This window comes from Frondihabitans sp. GW821-FHT04F02 (assembly GCF_059420045.1).
This window is the reverse complement of sequence record NZ_JBWKSZ010000001.1, coordinates 641,105-659,789: the sequence shown is the minus strand read 5'-3', so window position 1 is coordinate 659,789 and position 18,685 is coordinate 641,105. Positions and strand designations below refer to the sequence as shown.

The 18,685-nt window shown below is 69.0% G+C and carries 19 protein-coding genes; 4 read left to right on the top strand and 15 right to left on the bottom strand.

What is annotated here, in order from left to right:
• Positions 1-57 precede the first annotated feature (57 nt).
• The 3 genes from AC07TY_RS03100 (at position 58) to AC07TY_RS03090 (ending at position 2,824) form a co-directional block, all read left to right on the top strand.
• Positions 58-858, top strand: a complete 801-nt coding sequence (locus tag AC07TY_RS03100) for a peptidylprolyl isomerase (RefSeq protein WP_494784302.1) — start codon at positions 58-60, stop codon at positions 856-858.
• A gap of 121 nt (positions 859-979) precedes the next feature.
• A complete protein-coding gene (locus AC07TY_RS03095) occupies positions 980-2,212 on the top strand; it encodes a DUF349 domain-containing protein (RefSeq protein WP_123504614.1) in 1,233 nt (410 codons plus the stop codon).
• Between the two features lie 108 nt (positions 2,213-2,320).
• Positions 2,321-2,824: a hypothetical protein gene (locus AC07TY_RS03090; protein WP_494784301.1), complete on the top strand. Its 504-nt coding sequence runs from the start codon at positions 2,321-2,323 to the stop codon at positions 2,822-2,824.
• Positions 2,825-3,053: 229 nt separating this feature from the next.
• On the opposite strand, the gene AC07TY_RS03085 is transcribed toward AC07TY_RS03090, so the two are convergent.
• The 15 genes from AC07TY_RS03085 to AC07TY_RS03015 all read right to left on the bottom strand — a co-directional run bounded on the left by AC07TY_RS03085 (position 3,054) and on the right by AC07TY_RS03015 (position 18,100).
• Positions 3,054-5,372: a RelA/SpoT family protein gene (locus AC07TY_RS03085; RefSeq protein WP_494784300.1), complete on the bottom strand. Its 2,319-nt coding sequence runs from the start codon at positions 5,370-5,372 to the stop codon at positions 3,054-3,056.
• A gap of 69 nt (positions 5,373-5,441) precedes the next feature.
• Positions 5,442-5,789, bottom strand: coding sequence for a rhodanese-like domain-containing protein (locus AC07TY_RS03080; protein WP_488626278.1), 348 nt, complete (start codon positions 5,787-5,789; stop codon positions 5,442-5,444).
• Complete coding sequence (gene secF / locus AC07TY_RS03075) at positions 5,786-6,772, bottom strand: protein translocase subunit SecF (protein WP_123504617.1); 987 nt, start codon at positions 6,770-6,772, stop codon at positions 5,786-5,788. The genes AC07TY_RS03080 and secF overlap by 4 nt, the downstream gene beginning before the upstream one ends.
• A complete protein-coding gene (gene secD, locus AC07TY_RS03070; RefSeq protein ID WP_494784299.1) occupies positions 6,772-8,538 on the bottom strand; it encodes a protein translocase subunit SecD in 1,767 nt (588 codons plus the stop codon). Before secD ends, secF begins: the two co-directional genes overlap by 1 nt.
• Positions 8,539-8,629: 91 nt before the next feature.
• Positions 8,630-9,037, bottom strand: a complete 408-nt coding sequence (locus AC07TY_RS03065; protein ID WP_123504619.1) for a preprotein translocase subunit YajC — start codon at positions 9,035-9,037, stop codon at positions 8,630-8,632.
• 86 nt (positions 9,038-9,123) lie between these two features.
• Positions 9,124-10,152, bottom strand: a complete 1,029-nt coding sequence (ruvB, locus tag AC07TY_RS03060) for a Holliday junction branch migration DNA helicase RuvB (protein ID WP_123504620.1) — start codon at positions 10,150-10,152, stop codon at positions 9,124-9,126.
• Positions 10,149-10,760 carry a Holliday junction branch migration protein RuvA gene (ruvA, locus tag AC07TY_RS03055; RefSeq protein ID WP_494784298.1) on the bottom strand — a complete coding sequence of 204 codons (612 nt, stop codon included), beginning with the start codon at positions 10,758-10,760 and terminating at the stop codon, positions 10,149-10,151. The genes ruvB and ruvA overlap by 4 nt, the downstream gene beginning before the upstream one ends.
• A complete protein-coding gene (gene ruvC / locus AC07TY_RS03050; RefSeq protein WP_494784297.1) occupies positions 10,757-11,338 on the bottom strand; it encodes a crossover junction endodeoxyribonuclease RuvC in 582 nt (193 codons plus the stop codon). Before ruvC ends, ruvA begins: the two co-directional genes overlap by 4 nt.
• Before the next feature lie 30 nt (positions 11,339-11,368).
• Entirely contained in the window at positions 11,369-12,130 is a 762-nt protein-coding gene (locus AC07TY_RS03045) for a YebC/PmpR family DNA-binding transcriptional regulator (RefSeq protein WP_488626284.1), read from the bottom strand.
• A gap of 79 nt (positions 12,131-12,209) precedes the next feature.
• Positions 12,210-12,797: a pyridoxal 5'-phosphate synthase glutaminase subunit PdxT gene (gene pdxT / locus AC07TY_RS03040; protein WP_494784296.1), complete on the bottom strand. Its 588-nt coding sequence runs from the start codon at positions 12,795-12,797 to the stop codon at positions 12,210-12,212.
• A 10-nt stretch (positions 12,798-12,807) separates the two neighbouring features.
• Positions 12,808-13,704, bottom strand: a complete 897-nt coding sequence (gene pdxS, locus AC07TY_RS03035) for a pyridoxal 5'-phosphate synthase lyase subunit PdxS (RefSeq protein ID WP_488626286.1) — start codon at positions 13,702-13,704, stop codon at positions 12,808-12,810.
• A 6-nt stretch (positions 13,705-13,710) separates the two neighbouring features.
• The gene (locus tag AC07TY_RS03030; RefSeq protein WP_370454034.1) at positions 13,711-14,277 is read right to left on the bottom strand and encodes an HIT family protein; all 567 of its coding nucleotides are present in this window, start codon (positions 14,275-14,277) and stop codon (positions 13,711-13,713) included.
• A 2-nt stretch (positions 14,278-14,279) separates the two neighbouring features.
• Positions 14,280-16,289: a threonine--tRNA ligase gene (gene thrS / locus AC07TY_RS03025; protein WP_494784295.1), complete on the bottom strand. Its 2,010-nt coding sequence runs from the start codon at positions 16,287-16,289 to the stop codon at positions 14,280-14,282.
• A 34-nt stretch (positions 16,290-16,323) separates the two neighbouring features.
• Entirely contained in the window at positions 16,324-17,559 is a 1,236-nt protein-coding gene (locus tag AC07TY_RS03020) for a hypothetical protein (protein ID WP_494784294.1), read from the bottom strand.
• Positions 17,549-18,100 carry an RNA polymerase sigma factor gene (locus AC07TY_RS03015; protein WP_494784293.1) on the bottom strand — a complete coding sequence of 184 codons (552 nt, stop codon included), beginning with the start codon at positions 18,098-18,100 and terminating at the stop codon, positions 17,549-17,551. The genes AC07TY_RS03020 and AC07TY_RS03015 overlap by 11 nt, the downstream gene beginning before the upstream one ends.
• Positions 18,101-18,348: 248 nt before the next feature.
• Here AC07TY_RS03015 and AC07TY_RS03010 point away from each other — a divergent pair, with 248 nt between their 5' ends.
• The gene (locus AC07TY_RS03010) at positions 18,349-18,633 is read left to right on the top strand and encodes a hypothetical protein (RefSeq protein WP_488626289.1); all 285 of its coding nucleotides are present in this window, start codon (positions 18,349-18,351) and stop codon (positions 18,631-18,633) included.
• The last annotated feature ends 52 nt before the right edge of the window (positions 18,634-18,685 follow it).

Here is an 18,685-nt window from a genome sequence, read left to right as displayed (position 1 = left end):
TGAGCCCCTCCGTTACAGTTCAGGCTGAGAGCCGATGCCCTACTGGAGGACCCCCCCGTGACACCGAGCAAGAACGACGGCCGCGAAGCACGCGAGAGGCTCCGGCGGTACACGGCTCGGCAGAAGGTCCACCAGCACCAGGTCAAGCGGCGCTTCCGCGACAACCTCTCGGCCATCATCGCGGTCGTCGTGATCGGCGCCCTGGGCACCGGCACGCAGATCGTCTACGCCAACGGCGGCTTCGACCCGAAGCCTTCGGCGACGGCCTCGGCCAGCGCCACGCCGACGGCGTCGTCGACGGCGGCCGCCGGCACGAACACCGGCGACGTCCCCTCGAAGCTGGTGGCCAAGAGCCGCACCTGGACCGGCTCGATGACGCTGAACGGCGACGTCGAGCTCGGGATCGAGCTCGACGGCACGAAGGCCCCTCAGGCGGCGTCGGTGCTCATCACGCTGATCGAGAAGGACTTCTACGAGGGCACGCACTGCTGGCGGATGAGCAACGCGGCGACGGCCAAGTTCCTGCAGTGCGGCGCCTCCAAGGCGGACGGTTCGGGCGACGCCGGGTTCGCGTTCGGACCTCTGGAGAACGTGCCCGCCGACAACACGTACGACACGGGCGTCATCGCGATGGCGCGCTCGACCGACCCGTACTCGCAGGCCACGCAGTTCTTCATCGTCTACGGCTCGACCGTGCTCGACGGCTCGACCGGCGGCTACACCGTCGTCGGCAAGGTCACCAGCGGCCTGTCGTCGATGGAGAAGGACATCACCGACAAGGGCCTGACTGCCGTCAACAGCGAGACCGACGGCTCGCCCAAGGTGGCGACGACGATCACGGCCGCCACGATCAAGTAGCCACGCTCCACGCGTCCGCACAGGGTTCGCCCTTGTGCAATAGGCTGAACATCCATCGCTAGGGACGACTGCGAATCGCCAGTTGCGCCCCTCGACAGATCAGATCCAGCAAGGTGGAATTGTGGCTACGAACGATCAGGCGCCCTGGGGCCGAGTCGATGACGACGGGACGGTCTACGTCCGCGAGGCAGAAGGCGAACGGGCCGTCGGCCAGTACCCGGACGCCACGCCCGAAGAGGCTCTCGCCTACTACCAGCGCAAGTTCACGGAGCTCGCCGGGCAGGTGACCCTCCTCGAGCAGCGCGTCAAGCGCGGTGCGAGTGCGTCCGACGTGTCGAAGGCCGTGGCGCACCTCAAAGAGGCGCTGACCGAGCCCAGTGCGGTCGGCGACATCGAGAACCTCCGCTCGAGGGTCGGCGCTCTCGACACCACCGTGGTCGAGCTCACGCAGCAGCAGAGCGCCGAGGCGCAGGAGGCGCAGAACGAGGCCATCGCGTACCGCACCGGTCTCGTCGTCGAGGCCGAGGCCCTGGCTGCGCAAGATCCGGCTCGCGTGCAGTGGAAGCAGGTGACCGCCTCCATCGACGACATCTTCGCCCGCTGGCAGAAGCACCAGCAGGAGGGCCCGCGCATTCCCAAGGGCGAGGGCAACGACCTCTGGAAGCGCTTCCGCGGGGCCCGCTCGACCATCGACACGCACCGCAAGGCGTTCTACGCCGAGCTCGACTCCGTTCACCGCGACGCGCGCCAGCGCAAGCAGGCACTGGTCGAGCAGGCCGACGCTCTTGCCCCGAAGGGCGCCGACGGGATTCCCGTCTACCGCTCGCTGCTCGACGACTGGAAGCGCGCCGGCCGCGCCGGAAAGAAATACGACGACGCTCTCTGGGCCCGCTTCAAGGCCGCCGGCGACGTGCTCTACGGCGCCAAGAACGAGATCGTCGCGCAGGACGAAGCCGAGTACGGCGTCAACCTGGAGGCGAAGAAGGCTCTCCTCGACGAGGGCGAGAGCATCCTCGCGCTGACCGATCGGGTCGCCGCTCGCGACGCCCTCATCGCGTTGCAGACGAAGTTCGACGAGATCGGCCGCGTGCCACGCGACCAGGTCCGCCCGGTCGAGGACCGCCTGCGCAAGCTCGAGAGTCACGTGCGCCAGCTCGACGACGACTTCTGGCAGAAGAACAACCCGGAGCGCAAGGCTCGCTCGGAGGGCCTCGCCGGTCAGCTGCAGAGCGCGATCGCGAAGCTCGAGAACGAGCTGGAGGCCGCTCAGGCCTCCGGTGACAAGCGCGCGATCAAGGACGCCCAGGAGGCCCTGGATGCCCGCCGCATCTGGCTCGACGCGCTCGGCTCCTGACGCCTCGGCGCAGACGTTCCATCGCTGAAGTTCCATCGCTGACGGGCGGTTCTCCACAGATTCGTGGAGGGCCGCCCGTCGTCATCTCCGCTCGGCCACTCTGGTGGCATGACGATGACGCTCCCCCACCTGCTCTCCCCCGCCGACCTGCCCGCCGCCGAGCTGCAGGCCCTCGCCCTCGACGGCGACGTCTATCGGATCGACGAGCTGTTCTGCTCGGTCGCGGAGTTCGACGTGCCCTGGCGGCGGGCGGCGGCCGTCCACGAGCGGGGCGTGCTCGAGTCGGGCGCCGTGCTGGCCCGGCTCTCGGCGGCCTGGGTGTGGGGCGCGGTGGACGCGGCGCCCGCGCTCGACGAGATGGCGCGCGGCAGCCGGGATCGCCTCGACGAACTCGACCGGGTCGATTTCGGCTCGGTCGCGGTCACGGCGCCGGCCCGCACGGTCGTCGATCTGCTGCGCGAAGGCGGGTCGCGGTCGGGCACGCTGCGCGCTGCCGGCCGACTCGCACGGCTGCACCGGGTCGACCGGGCGGCGTGCGAGGCGGCGCTGGCGCGGTGCGCGCATCTGCCGAACGCGCGGGTTGCGGCGGCGCGGCTGGCGGCCGTGCTGTGATGTCGTGGCGCTGTGGCGCTCACGATGCGTGTTCGTTGGCGAGGATCTCGACGAGGTGCGTCCTTGTGGGGCCTGCACGCAGGGCGCGAATTCCTTCTCGGGCACGCAGAGAACGCCGCTGCTCCTTGTCAGCGCAATAGGCGTCCTTTGATAAGGACGAGGGCGACTGCGCCGCGATGCACGACAGCACGCGGGCGCGCCGTGAGCTGCGCCAGGGCCTCCGCTCGGCCTAGCCGCCCGAGACGCGGTAGACGTCGTAGACGGCGTCGATGCGCCGGACGGCGTTGAGCACCCGGTCGAGGTGGGTGGTGTCGCCCATCTCGAACACGAAGCGACTGAGGGCCAGCCGCTCGGACGACGTGGACACGGTCGCCGAGAGGATGTTGACGTGGTGCTCCGACAGCACGCGCGTGACGTCCGACAGCAGGCCCGACCGATCGAGCGCCTCGATCTGGATCTGCACGAGGAACACGCTCTTCGACGAGGGGGCCCACGAGACCTCGATCATGCGCTCGGGCTCGGTCATCAGGCTCTGCACGTTGTGACAGCTGGCCTGGTGCACGCTGACACCCTGGCCGCGCGTGATGAAGCCGACGATCCCGTCGCCCGGCACCGGCGTGCAGCACTTGGCGAGCTTGACCAGGATGTCGGGCGCGCCACGGACCAGCACGCCGGAGTCGCTGTTGCGGAGCGGCCGCTGCTTGCCCTTCGAGGGGAACTCGAGGTCGAGGTCGGTGTCGTCGTCGGTCTGCGTCTGCACGGCCACGAGGATCTTCTCGATGACCGACTGCGTCGAGATGTGGCCCTCGCCGACAGCTGCGTAGAGCGCGGTGATGTCGTCGTACCGCATGGCGGTGGCGACCTCGGCGATGGAGTCCTGGCTCATCAGCTTCTGCAGCGGGAGGTTCTGCTTGCGCATGGCGCGGGCGATGGCGTCCTTGCCCTGCTCGACCGCCTCGTCGCGGCGCTCCTTGGTGAACCACTGCTTGATCTTGTTGCGGGCGCGGGGACTCTTGACGAAGTTCAGCCAGTCCTGCGACGGGCCGGAGTCGGGATTCTTCGACGTGAAGACCTCGACGACGTCGCCCGAGGTCAGGGTCGACTCGAGCGGGACGAGGCGGCCGTTGACCTTGGCGCCCATGGTCCGGTGGCCCACCTCGGTGTGCACGGCGTAGGCGAAGTCGACCGGGGTCGCGCCGTTGGGCAGGCCGATGACCTTGCCCTGCGGCGTGAAGACGTAGAGCTCCTTGGCGCCGATCTCGAAGCGGAGGCTGTCGAGGAACTCCCCCGGGTCGGCCGTCTCGGCCTGCCAGTCCGAGATGTGGGCGAGCCACGCCATGTCGGTCTCGGTCTTGGGGTCGGTGAGGTTGTCCTTGCCGCCGTTCATCCGCTGCTTGTACTTCCAGTGCGCTGCGACGCCGAACTCGGCGCGCTGGTGCATCTCGTGCGTGCGGATCTGGATCTCGACGGGGCGGCCCTTGGGGCCGATCACGGTCGTGTGCAGCGACTGGTACAGGTTGAACTTCGGCGTCGCGATGTAGTCCTTGAAGCGGCCCGGGATCGGGTTCCACCGCGCGTGGATCGAGCCCAGCACGGCGTAGCAGTCGCGCAGCGAGTTGACCAGCACGCGGATGCCGACGAGGTCGTAGATCTCGTCGAACTCGCGCCCGCGCACGATCATCTTCTGGTAGATCGAGTAGTACTGCTTCGGCCGGCCGACGACGTCGCCGCGGATCTTCGACGACTTGAGGTCGGACTTCACGGCGTTGATGACGTTCTGCACGAACTGCTCGCGCTGCGGCGTGCGCTGCTTCACTAGGCTGTCGATCTCGACGTAGAGCTTCGGGTGCAGCACGGCGAAGCTCAGGTCTTCGAGCTCCCACTTGATCGTCTGGATTCCGAGGCGGTGAGCCAGCGGCGCGTAGATCTCGAGGGTCTCGGTGGCCTTCCGGGTGGCCGAGGCGGACTCGACGAAGCCCCAGGTGCGCGCGTTGTGCAGGCGGTCGGCCAGCTTGATGACCAGGACCCGGATGTCTTTCGACATGGCGACGACCATCTTGCGGACGGTCTCGGCCTGAGCGCTGTCGCCGTACTTCAGCTTGTCGAGCTTGGTGACGCCGTCGACGAGCATGGCGATCTCGTCGCCGAAGTCGCGGCGCAGGGTGTCGAGCGCGTAGTCGGTGTCTTCCACGGTGTCGTGGAGGAGCGCGGCGGCGATCGTCTTGGCCCCGATGCCCAGGTCGGCCAGGATCTGCGCGACCGCGACGGGGTGCGTGATGTAGGGCTCGCCGCTCTTGCGGAACTGCCCCGTGTGAGCGCGCTCGGCGGTGACGTAGGCCCGGTCGATGATCGACAGGTCGGCCTTGGGGTGGTGCATCCGCACCGTCTTGATCAGACGGTCGACGGCGCCGGCGGGCTGGCTGCGCGAGAACAGGCGCGGCAGAAGAGTGCGCAGCGTCGCGGTGGAGGGCTGACCGCCCGGCGCGGAGCCGGGTCGACCGGACTCGCCGGGCGCAGGTGTCTCAGCCGTGGTGATCTCGGTCGTCATCCGGGCCTCCGTCGTTCGAGCCGCTCGGACGCAGTGCGGCCGAGTTTCGTCCAGGATAGGCGCTCGGCGTCAGCCGACGGACGGTTCGGCGCCGTTCTCGCTCGCCAGTTCGCCCTGAGCGTCACGCCAGGCGAGCATTCCGCCGAGCACGTCGACGGCGTCGATGCCGCGCTGGCGCAGGGCCTGGGTGACGCGGAAGGAGCGGCCGCCGACGTGGCACACGATGAGGACCTCGCGGTCGTCGGGCACCTCGTCGAGGCGTTCGCCGAGCTCGGACATCGGCAGCAGGTGTGCGTCAGGGGCGTGCCCGGCGTCCCACTCGTGCTGCTCGCGCACGTCGATCAGGTAGGCGCCGGACTTCACTGCCTCGACGGCCTCGACAGCCGTGATCTCTTCTCGGCCCGTGGGAGTGCTCACTGGGAGACGACCTCGTGCGCCTTCGTCTTCTTGTCGTCGGCTTTCTTGATCAGCGTCTCGTGGCCGCGGATCTGCGCGTAGACCGGGGCCGCGATGAAGATGGTCGAGTACGTGCCGACCAGGATGCCGATGAACAGCGAGAGGGAGATGTCGCGGAGCGTGCCGGCTCCGAGCAGCAGCGAGCCGATGAAGAGGATCGCCGCGACCGGGAGCAGGGCCACGACCGAGGTGTTGATCGAGCGGACCAGCGTCTGGTTGACGGCGAGGTTGACAGACTCGCCGAACGTCCGGGCCGAGCCGTTCTTGTCTTCGGCGTTGTTCTCGCGGATCTTGTCGAAGACCACGACGGTGTCGTACAGCGAGTAGCCGAGGATCGTCAGGAAGCCGATGACGGCCGCCGGCGACACCTGGAAGCCGAGGATGCCGTAGACGCCCGCCGTGATCACGAGGTCGTGGATCAGCGAGATCATGGCGGCCGCGGCCATCTTCCAGGTGCGGAAATAGATCGTCATGAAGATCGCGGCGAGGATCAGGAAGATCACCAGACCGCGAATGGCCTGCGTGGTGATGTCGCCGCCCCAGGTCGCGCCGATGAACGACGTGGCGACGTTCTTCTCCTGCACGTTGTACGCCTCGGCGAGCTTGATGCCGAGAGCGTCGGTCTGGCGGGTGGTCAGGTCGTTGACCTGGACGCGGACCGTGTCGCCGCCGACCACCGAGACGAGAGGCGTGGCGTCGGCCTTATACGCCGTCACCGTGTCGATCGCCGTGGTCTGCTTCGGATCGGCGACGCCGGAGATCTGGTACTCCGAGCCCCCGGTGAAGTCGATGCTGAACTGGAACCCGCCGCGGGCGATCGGGATCAGGATCGACGCGAGGACCAGGAACGCGGCGATCGCGTACCAGATCTTGCGGCGCCCGACGATGTTGACGGAGCGGGCGCCGGTGTAGAGGTCGTTGCCGAACTGCGAGAAGCTGGCCATCAGGAGTCCTTCTCCGAGTCGTTCGTGTTCGTGGTGGTGCCCTGGTCGCCCCGGGCCTTCTCGGCGGCCCGGCGCTCGGCGATCGTCTGGCGGATAGCCGCCTCCTTGCCGCCGGCGCGCTTGCGCCCCGGCTCGACGGGAGCGCGGAACTGAGCGCGGCCGCGGTAGACGGCACCGAGCGCGTTCGGGTCGAGGCCCGAGAACCGGTGGCCGCTGCCGAAGTAGTTGGTCCGCGCGATGAGGCGCAGCATCGGATGCGTGAACAGCACCACGACGACGATGTCGACGAGCGTGGTCAGCAGCAGGGTGAGAGCGAAGCCCTTGACGCTGCCGACGGCGAGGACGTACAGCGTGACCGCGGCCAGGAAGTTGACGGTGTCGGACGCCAGGATCGTGCGGATGGCGCGCGACCAGCCGTGCTCCACGGCCGATTCGAGCGGCCTGCCGTCACGCAGCTCGTCTCGTATTCGCTCGAAGTAGACGATGAACGAGTCGGCCGTGATTCCGATCGCCACGATCAGACCTGCCACGCCCGCCAGCGACAGGCGGTAGCCGTCGTGCCAGGAGAGGAAGTCGATGGTCAGATACGTGATGCCACCCGAGATCGCCAGCGACAGGATCGTGACGAAGGCGAGGGCGCGGTACTGGATGATCGAGTAGATGATCACCAGGATCAGCCCCACCAGGCCGGCGATGAGGCCCGAGAGCAGCTGGGTGGTGCCGAGGGTGGCGGAGATCACCTCGGTGCTCTGGACGTCGAAGCTGATGGGCAGCGCGCCGAACTTGAGCTGGTCGGCGAGCGTCTTCGCGGAGTCGGAGGTGAACGAGCCGGTGATCTGGGCCGAGCCGTCGGTGATGGCGCTGTTCGTCGACGGGGCCGTGATGACCAGGCCGTCGAGGACGATCGCGAACTGGTTGCGCGGAGCGGTCAGCGAGACCAGGCGGCTCGTGACGTCCTTGAACTCGGTCGTGCCCTTGCCGTTGAAGTTGATGTTGACGGCCCACTGCCCGGTGCTGTTGCCCTGGGAGTTGGTGGCGAGGCCGCTGGTCGCGTCGCTGATCGTGGAGCCCTCGACCTCGACCGGTCCGAGGATGAACTTCGACGTCGCGCCGCTGTCGTCGGTGGAGCAGGTGACGAGGGGTTCGGAGTCGGGCGCGTTCGTGACGTCGTCGGGAGCGGCGCAGTTGTAGTTCGTGTAGAGGTCGGCCAGGCGGGCGCTGATCCAGCTGATGTCGGAGGCATCGGTCGGCTTCGCGGTCGGGGTCGCCTCGAGCGTCTTGCTGGGCACGTACGGCGTCGCAGACGCGGACGCCGAGGCACCAACGGAGGAGTCGGCGACGGTCTCGGTGTAGAGCACCGGCCGGAAGGTCAGGCGCGCGGCCGACTCGATCCGCTTCAGGGTCTCGGCGTCGGGCCTGCCGGGAATCGACACGACGATGTTGTTTCGCCCCTGCGTGTTGATCTCGGCCTCGCTCACGCCGTTGGCGTTGACGCGCTGGCGGATGATCGACACGGCCTGGTTGAGCTGATCGGACGAGACGGTCTTGCCGCTCTGCAGCTGCGCCTGGAGGGTGATCTGCGTGCCGCCCTGGAGGTCGAGCGCGAGCTCCGGGACGAAGCTGGCGTTGTTCCACCACCCGTCGGTGGTGTTCGTCGTCTTGTGCAGGATGGTCGCTGCACCATTGAGCGCGGCGATCGCGGCCATGATGATCAGGAGCCACGTCAGTGAGCGAATGGCCTTCTTCGCGGGCGTCGATCGTGCCACGGAGGAACTCAGCTTTCTCAGGCAGCGCGGGCTCTCTCAGGAGCGGCCCGCGCCGGTTCGGTGCCCAGCCGGAAGGCCGAGCGCTGGACTGTCAGTGCTTGGTGTCGTCGTCGGTCGTGGGAGTCTGGTCGAGACGCTCGCCGTACGAGGGGTCGGTGGCAGGGATGGCCGAGTCTTTGTTGAGCGAGTAGCTCGCCGACGACGCATCGGCGACGGTGGGCTCGTCGACGGCGACGACCGGCTCGACGACGCGGCCCAGGGTCTGGCGGTGCACGCGGATGATCGTGCCGGGGGCGACCTCGACCTCGGCGATGTTCTCGTCGTCGTTGATCGAGACGATCGTGCCGTACAGGCCGAATGTCAGCATGACCTCGACGCCGGGCACGAGCTTGCTCTGCAGGTTCTGCTGCTCGGCGGCGCGCTTGCGGCGGTTGCGGAACATGAAGAAGATCAGCACCACCAGAAGGGCGAGCATCACGTAGGTGGTGGCATTCGACATGAATCAGTCTTCTTTCGCAGGTGAGGGAAGGTGTTGCCGCGTGGAATCAGACACGACCGCTGGAAGCCTTCGAGGATTATAGGACATCAGTCGAACAGCCCTCCTGTGCGCCGCGTCAGCCCGAAGTGCGCCCAGGCCTCCGGTGTGGCGATGCGGCCCCGGGGCGTGCGGGTGAGCAGGCCGACCCGGACGAGGAACGGCTCGACCACGGACTCGATCGTGTCGGACTCCTCGCCGACGGAGACCGCGAGGGTGTTGAGGCCGACCGGGCCGCCGTCGAAGCGGGTCAGGACGGTCTCGAGGACGGCGCGGTCGAGTCGGTCGAGGCCGAGAGCGTCGACGTCGTACAGTTCCAGCGCCGCCTTCACCGTGCGGATGTCGGCGGCCTGACCGTGCACCAGCGCGTAGTCGCGCACACGGCGGAGCAGGCGGTTGGCGATGCGGGGCGTACCGCGCGACCGGCCGGCGATCTCGGCGAGGGCGTCCGTGTCGATGTCGATGTCGAGCAGCTTCGCAGCCCGGCGGATCACCTCTTCGAGCTCGGCCTCGTCGTAGAACTCCAGGTGCGCGGTGAATCCGAAGCGGTCGCGCAGCGGGTTCGGCAGGAGGCCGGAGCGCGTCGTGGCGCCGACCAGCGTGAAGGCCGACAGCTCGAGCGGAATGCTCGTCGCACCCGCGCCCTTGCCGACCATAATGTCGATGCGGAAGTCCTCCATCGCGAGGTAGAGCATCTCTTCGGCCGACCGCGCCATGCGGTGGATCTCGTCGATGAACAGCACCTCACCCGGCACGAGCGACGACAGCACGGCCGCGAGGTCGCCCGCGTGCTGGATGGCCGGGCCCGACGACATGCGCAGCGGCCGGTTGCTCTCGTGCGCCACGATCATGGCGAGCGTCGTCTTGCCGAGGCCGGGCGGGCCCGCGAGCAGGATGTGGTCGGGGGTGCGGCCTTGCATCGCTGCGGCCTTGAGCAGCAGCTCGAGCTGGCCGCGCACCTTGGTCTGGCCGACGAACTCGGTCAGCGACTTCGGACGCAGAGCCCCCTCGAAGGCGAGCTCGGCGTCGGACTCGGGCTCGGGGTTGGTGAGGTCGTCGTCCACCGGGGCGGCGGTCATCGAGTGGATCCGGCGCGCTGCGGCCCGAGGCGGGTCAGCGCTGCCCTGAGGAGCGCAGGAACTGCGCCGGTCACCGACGGATCAGCGTCTTCGAGCACCGCATCGATCGCGGCCTCCGCGTCGCGCTCCGACCACCCGAGGCCGATGAGGGCCGTGAGCACGTCGGCCGACGTGGTGGTCGTCGCGGTGACGCTCGGCGCCTGCACGCGGATGTCGAGCTTGCCGGTGAGCTGCACGATGATCAGCTTCGCCGTCTTGGGGCCGATGCCCGACACTCGGCGGAATGCCGCGTCGTCTTCCGCGGCGACGGCCTGGGCGATCTGCGACGGCGTGAGGTGGCCGAGCACGCCGAGCGCCGACTTCGGGCCGACGCCGGTGACGCCGCGGAGGAGGTCGAACACCTCGAGCTCGTCGGCGGTCTGGAACCCGAAGAGCGAGAGGTCGTCCTCGCGGACGATGAGGGTCGTGAACAGGTGGGCGACCGTGCCGACGGGCATCGTCAGCGCGACCTGGGGCGTGACGGCGACCTTCAGCCCGACTCCCCCGACCTCCACGACGACCGTGGACCCGGCGGCGACGGCGACTGTGCCGCGGAGACTGGAGATCATCCCCCAAGCCTAGGAGTGCGGACCGACTTCTCGGCGTCGCGCCACGCACGCTGGGCGGGGGTGAGGGACCCGCCAGGCGTTCCTGCGACGGAATCGGGGGCGTTGCGGCGCCAGGCGTGGCAGATGGCGAGGGCCAGGGCGTCCGCGGCGTCGGCGGGCTTGGGCACCTCGGCGAGGCCGAGCAGACGGGCGACCATCGCGCCGACCTGCTTCTTGTCGGCGTTCCCGTATCCGGTGACGGCGGCCTTCACCTCGGAGGGGGTGTGGAGCGCGACCGGGATGCCCCGTTCGGCGGCGGCGCGCAGGGCGAGTCCGCTGACCTGGGCCGTGCCCATGACGGTGCGGACGTTGTTCTGCGCGAAGACGCGCTCGATCGCCATGGCGTCGGGATGGAACTCGTCGACCAGCGCCTCGATGCCGCGCGCGATGATCATCAGGCGCTGCTCGAGCGGAGCATCCGAGGCCGACCGGATCGTGTGGACCGACACCAGCCGGGGCACTCGGTTGGCGGCCACCTCGACGATGCCCACGCCGCAGCGGGTGAGGCCCGGGTCGACCCCGAGGACGCGGAGGCTCACGCCCGAGCCCCCGCCCTCATGGACGTGCGACTACTCGTCGTCGTCGAGCTCGGCCTGGACCTCGGCCGTGACGTCGATGTTGGAGTAGACGTTCTGAACGTCGTCGTCGTCGTCGAGCGCGTCGATGAGGCGGAACACCTTGCGTGCCGTCTCGACGTCGGCCTCGACCTTGAGGCCTGGAACGAACTCGATGTCGGCGGCGTCGTAGTCGATGCCGGCGGCCTGGAGAGCCGTGCGGGTCGGGACCAGGTCGCTCGGGTCGGTCTGCACCTCGAAGCCGGACCCCTGGTCGATGACGTCTTCGGCACCCGCGTCGAGGACGGCGCCCATGACGTCGTCTTCGGTGAGGCCGTCGGTCTTCATGACGGTGATGACGCCCTTGCGCGCGAAGTTGTAGGCGACGCTGCCCGGGTCGGCCATCGTGCCGCCGTTGCGGCTCATGACGGTACGCACGTTGGCGGCCGCGCGGTTCTTGTTGTCGGTGAGGCACTCGATCATGAGGGCGATGCCGTTGGCCGCGTAGCCCTCGTAGATGATCGTCTGGTAGTCGACGGCATCGCCTGTGAGGCCGGCACCGCGCTTGACGGCGCGGTCGATGTTGTCTTTGGGGACCGAGGTCTTCTTGGCCTTCTGGACGGCGTCGACCAGGGTCGGATTGCCCTCGAAGTCGGCTCCGCCCATCTTGGCCGCGACCTCGATGTTCTTGATCAGCTTCGCGAACGACTTCGCCCGCCGACCGTCGACGACGGCCTTCTGGTGCTTGGTCGTCGCCCACTTGGAATGCCCGGACACGGTGCTCCTGTCGTTGCTCTGTTCTCTGAGTCTGCGTTGCTCTGGTACGAAAGTCTCGATAAGTGTACCGGCGGGGCGTTCAGGTCGTGCGAGCACGCACCTTGCCGAGGAAGTACTCGTGGAAGCGGTAGTCGTTCGTCATCTCGGGGTGGAACGACGTGCCGAGCAGGTCGCCCTGCTCGACCGCGACGACCCGGCCGTCGGCCAGGGTGCCCAGCGGAGTCGCGCGCTCCCCCACGGACTCCACCACGGGTGCGCGGATGAACACCGCGTGCACCGTGTCGCCGGGCAGGGCCGGAACGCTCAGGTCTTCTTCGAACGAGTCGCGCTGCGAGCCGAACGCGTTGCGGCGGACGGCGACGTCGAGGCCGCCGAGCGTCTGCTGGCCGGCCATGCCGTCGAGGATGCGGTCGGCCAGCATGATGAGGCCGGCGCAGGTGCCGTAGACGGGCAGGCCCGCGGCGATGGCGGCCTTGAGCGGCTCGGCGAGGCCGAACGTGCGCGACAGCTTGTCCATGACGCTGGACTCGCCGCCGGGGATGATGAGCCCGTCGACCTCGGCCAGCTCGGCCTCGCGCCGGACGGGAACCGCCGTCTCGCCGAGAGACGAGACGACGTTCAGGTGCTCGCGGAAGTCGCCCTGGAGGGCCAGGACCCCGATGCGCACTCTCGAGCCGTTACCAGCCACGCTCGGCGAGGCGGTGCGGCGCGGGGACGTCGGCGACGTTGATGCCCACCATGGCCTCGCCCAGCCCGCGGGAGGCCTCGGCGACGATCGTGGCGTCGTCGAAGAACGTGGTCGCCTTGACGATCGCGGCGGCGCGGGCGGCCGGGTCGCCCGACTTGAAGATGCCGGAGCCGACGAAGACGCCGTCGGCGCCGAGCTGCATCATGAGCGCGGCGTCGGCGGGCGTCGCGACGCCGCCCGCCGTGAAGAGCACGACGGGGAGCTTGCCGGTGGCGGCGACCTCGCGGACGGTCTCGATCGGGGCCTGGAGCTCCTTGGCGGCGACGTAGAGCTCGTCGTCGCGGAGGTGGCGCAGGGCGGCGATCTCTTTCGTGATCGTCCGGATGTGCTTCGTGGCCTCGGAGACGTCGCCGGTGCCGGCCTCGCCCTTGGAGCGGATCATGGCCGCGCCCTCGGTGATGCGACGGAGCGCCTCGCCCAGGTTGGTGGCACCGCAGACGAAGGGCACGGTGAACTTCCACTTGTCGATGTGGTTCACGTAGTCGGCCGGGCTGAGCACCTCTGACTCGTCGATGTAGTCGACGCCGAGGGTCTCGAGGATCTGCGCCTCGACGAAGTGGCCGATGCGGGCCTTCGCCATGACGGGGATGTCGACGGCCTTGATGATCTCGTCGATCATGTCGGGGTCGGACATGCGAGCGACGCCGCCCTGCGCGCGGATGTCGGCGGGCACGCGCTCGAGGGCCATGACGGCGGTCGCGCCGGCCTCCTGCGCGATGGTCGCCTGCTCGACGTTGACGACGTCCATGATGACGCCGCCCTTGAGCATGTCGGCGAGGCCGCGCTTGACGAGGGAGGATCCGGTGGTGGGGGTGCTGTCGCTCATGGTCCCCTAGCTTACGGTGCGCGGCCTCCCGGTGCGCGGTGGCCACGCGGTCGCGACCGCCTCGCGGACGTCGCCGAGCAGCTGCGTGATCGCCTTCGTCTCGGCGATGATCGGGAAGAAGTTCGAGTCGCCGCCGTAGCGCGGCACGACGTGCTGGTGCAGGTGCGCGGCGATGCCGGCACCGCCGACCGAGCCCTGGTTCATGCCGAGGTTGAATCCCTGGGCGTGCGATACCTCGCGCAGCACGCGCATCGCGGTCTGGGACATCTCGCCGATCTCGGCGACCTCCTCGGCCGTGGCCTCGTCGTAGTTCGCGATGTGGCGGTACGGGCAGACGAGCAGGTGGCCGGGGTTGTACGGGAAGAGGTTCAGCAGCGCGTAGGCGTGCTCGCCGCGCGCGACGATCAGGACCTCGGCGTCGGGCTTCGACGGGGCGCTGCAGAACGGGCAGTCGTCGTCGTGCGCGCCCTGCCCCTTCTCGACGTAGACGGCGCGGTGCGGGGTCCAGAGACGCTGGAACGCGTCGGGAGCCGCGGCGAAGTCGGCGGAGGACTCCGCCCCGGCCTCCGGCACGGTCAGACCTGCGCCTTGGTCTCGATGGCCTCGACGATCTTCGCGATCGCGTCGGCGACCGGGATGCCGTTCTCCTGCGAGCCGTCGCGGTACCGGAAGCTCACGCTGCCGGCCGCGCGGTCCTCCTCGCCGGCGATGAGCTGGAACGGGACCTTGGCCTTGGTGTGCGTGCGGATCTTCTTCGGCATGCGGTCGTTGCCGTGATCGATCTGCACGCGCACGCCCTCGGCGCGCAGCTGTGCGGCGATCTCGTCGAGGTAGGGGCCGTACTCGTCGGCCACCGGGATGCCGACGACCTGCACGGGCGACAGCCACACCGGGAAGGCGCCGGCGTAGTGCTCGGTCAGCACGCCGAAGAAGCGCTCGATCGAGCCGAACAGCGCTCGGTGGACCATGACGGGGCGCTGGTGAGTGCCGTCGGCCGCCGTGTAGTCGAGGTCGAAGCGCTCCGGCAGGTTGAAGTCGAGCTGGACGGTCGACATCTGCCAGGTGCGGCCGATCGCATCGCGCGCCTGGACGGAGATCTTCGGGCCGTAGAAGGCAGCGCCCGCGGGGTCGGGCACGAGCTCGAGGCCGGTCTCGCGAGCGACCTGCGCCAGCGTCTCGGTCGCCTCCTCCCAGGTGGCGTCGTCGCCGACGTACTTCTCGGGATCCTTCGTCGACAGCTCGAGGTAGAAGTCGTTCAGGCCGTAGTCCTTGAGCAGCGACAGCACGAAGCCGAGCGTGTTCTTGAGCTCGTTCGCCATCTCCTCGCGGGTGGTGAAGATGTGCGCGTCGTCCTGGGTCATGCCGCGCACGCGGGTGAGGCCGTGGATGACGCCGGACTTCTCGTTGCGGTAGACGGTGCCGAACTCGAACAGGCGCAGCGGCAGGTCGCGGTACGAGCGGCCCTGCGAGCGGTACACGAGGATGTGCATCGGGCAGTTCATCGGCTTGAGGTAGTAGTCGGCGCCCTGGCGGACGATCTCGCCCTCCTCGTTGCGCGCCTCGTCGAGGTGCATGGCTGGGAACATGCCGTCTTTGTACCAGTCGAGGTGGCCCGAGGTCTCGTAGAGGTTCGCCTTGGTGATGTGGGGCGTGTAGACGAACTCGTAGCCCTCCTCCTCGTGGCGCTGGCGCGAGTAGTCCTCCATGGCGCGGCGGATGATGCCGCCCTTGGGGTGGAAGACGGCGAGGCCGGAGCCCAGCTCGTCGGGGAACGAGAACAGGTCGAGCTCGGCGCCCAGCTTGCGGTGGTCGCGCTTGGCGGCCTCCTCGAGGCGGGCGAGGTGCTCGCGCAGGTCGTCTTTCGTGGCCCAGGCGGTGCCGTAGATGCGCTGGAGCTGCTTGTTCTTCTCCGAGCCGCGCCAGTAGGCCGCGGCGTTGCGCATGAGCTTCCAGCCGTTCTGGATCAGGCGGGTCGACGGCAGGTGCGGGCCGCGGCAGAGGTCGCGCCAGACGACGTCGCCGGTCTTGGGGTCGACGTTGTCGTAGACGGTCAGCTCCGCGCCGCCGATCTCGACGCCGGCCTCGCCGGCGTCCTGGTCGAGGTCGGTGCCGCCCTTGAGGCCGATCAGCTCGAGCTTGTACGGCTCGTTCGCCATCAGCTCGCGCGCCTCGTCTTCGGAGACCACGCGGCGCACGAAGCGCTGGTTCGCCTTGACGATGCGCTCCATGACCTTCTCGATCGCCTTGAGGTCTTCCGGGGTGAAGGGCTCGGCGACGTCGAAGTCGAAGTAGAAGCCGTCGACGACGGGCGGGCCGATGCCGAGCTTGGCCTCGGGGTTGATCGACTGCACGGCCTGCGCCATGACGTGCGCCGTCGAGTGGCGCAGGATCTCGAGGCCCTGCGGCGAGTCGATCAGCACGGGCTCGGCCACAGTCCCGGGCAGGAACTCGCCGGCCATGTCGAAGAGCACGCCGTCGACGCGGACAGCCACCACCTCGCGCTGCGGGAACAGCTCGAAGCCCGTCGTCGTCTCCGTGACCTCGATCGGATCGATGGCGGTCGTGGGTTCTCCGGCGTCTGACACGTCTGTTCCTTTGCTTCAGGGGGTGGCGTCCAGCCTAGCGACCCTTCTGACCCGCGATCAGCGAGGCGGCGACCCTCACCAATACGCCGAGGCGATCCGACCCGACTCCTGCTCCTTGGCCGACGCGAAGCCACGAGCCGTCGGTCTCGACGTCGATCAGACAGCCCTCGGTCGGCGATGTGTCGCAGGTGGAGAACGCGGAGTCCGCGCCCTCGACCGTGATCGGCGTCCCGGCGTCGCCCTTCCGAGCCAGGCCCTCGAGCTGGCTTGCGCCTCCGACGGAGAGATCGGCGTTCATGGACTCATTCTCATCGACACCCGGCGTGCTCGCCTGCCAAGAGCAGAGCAGGCTCACATGCGAGTTCGAGATGACGTCCCCGCCGTCGGTCCCGGTGGCGAAGGGCTCAGTCACCGAAGCCGTGCCCAGAATCTCGTCGATCGGCGTGGCAGTGGCCATCGCGTCGCAGGTCGTCACGTCGGTCCAGATCGAGGTCGGCGGAGTCCACGGCTCCACGGCTGTGAGCGGGGCGAGCGCGCTCGCCATGTCGCGGATCACCGACGTCAGGGCGGCGGGAACGACGGTCGGGTGGTCGGCGGCCGTGTAGCTGGCAACGACCCAGAAGTCGCCCGCGACGAAGTTGACCGAGCAGTCCTCGTATGGACCCCCGCAGTACTGAGCCGAGACGCTGCCGACATTGGCCGCCGTCTCGCTGCCGCCCGCGATCCAGCCCGCGATCTGCTTGCGGCCCTCGGCCGCGTCGGCGAATGCCGAGATCTGCAGCGACGTCCCCATCCCGGATGCATCGTCGGAGTAGGAGCAGGTCAGCACGCCCTCGCTCTTGATCGTCGCCGTCACTGGCGACGCGGACGTCGGCGCGATCCAGGCGAGCGCCGGAGCGAGCCGCTGGAGGTCGCCGGCTTCGCCGAGTGCGCTGCAGGTGATCGGCACCGTGCTGCGCGGGCCCGCTACCGGCGTGGCCGTCTTGCTGGGCTGGGGAGGCGGAGCTGTGGTGGCCGTCGGCGACGGGGCCGGCGGAGCCGAGGTGACGGGGGCGACGGGGGCCGAGGCCGTGAACGGCGAGGGGACCAGACCGAGGGCGACCCCGCCGGAGGCCGCGCCGAGGCCCAGGAACGCGATGACGCCGAGGGCGATGCCCCAGTTCCGGCGCCGGCGCTTCACCGGGTGCGCGACGGCGCCCTCGAGGACGTTCTGCTTCATGGAGACGAGCATGCGGTTCAGGTCGTCTCCGGTGGGTGGCTCAGTGTTCACGGTCGGTCACCGCCTTCTTCAGTCGTGCTCGGGAGCGGAAGACCCGCTGGGTGACGGCGGTCACGGTGATCCCGAGGGATTCCGCGACCTCGGCGTAGGGCCTGCCCTCGATGAGGCAGAGCTCGCACACGCGCTGGTCGAGCGGCGAGAGGGCGGCGATCTCGTCGCGCAGCCAGCGCAGCCGCTCTCGGGCGTCGGCCTCGTCGGCCGGAGCCGCGACCTCGTCGGTCAGCTCGTCGCTCTCGTGGCGTGCCCTCTTGCGTGCCAGGTTGAGCGCGTGGTTGCGGCACACGACCAGGAGCCAGGGCAGCAGCGACGACTCCCCCGTCGTCGTCGCGCCCGATACGGACTCCGCCTTCTGCCAGAACGTCAGGAACGTGTCCTGCACGATCTCCTCGACGTCCATCCGGCTCGATGCCAGTGCCCACGCGTAGCGGGTCACCGTCGGCGCGAACCGGTCGAAGACCAGCGCGAGCGCGTCCCGGTCGCCGGCGATCGTGCGTCGGACCAGGTCTGCGTCTGCCTCATGTGTGAGTTCCACTTCCACCCCCTTCACTAGAGGAGTGTCGCGGGCGCGGCGAACCTTTCACAATTCGTGGAACCTCCTCCGAGGTCGGGCACGCGAGATGGCCTTGCGCGTCGGGTCGCAGGCCACGCGGCGACGCGGGGAGCCATTTCGCCGAAGCGTCCCGGCGCCATCACGCTGAACGCCGAGAAGAACGTCTACTACTCGGCGCTCTGCAGCTGAGACGGCGGACGAGCGGGGCGAGGGGTACCATCGTCGACCAGATGTTCACCCTCACCCTGCCCCCGCTCGTCGCCGACGCGGCGACCGGGCGCGCCCTCGCGGACGGCGTGCCGAGCGACGCCGCCGCGCACGTCGAGATCGACGCCAGCCTGGTGGCGCTCGCTGACCACGGCTTCGTCGGCGAGCTGCTCGACGGGCTTCTCGCCCGCGGCCTCGAGGTGCTGGTCGTGGGCGGCGCCTCGCATGATCTCCGCTCGTCGTTCGCCCGCGGCGCCGAGCATCGCGCCTTCGACGAGATCTGGTTCCAGACCGATACCGCGGCCTGACGACGAACGGCGGCCAGACGACGAACAGCGGCCAGACGACTAAGCGATGCGC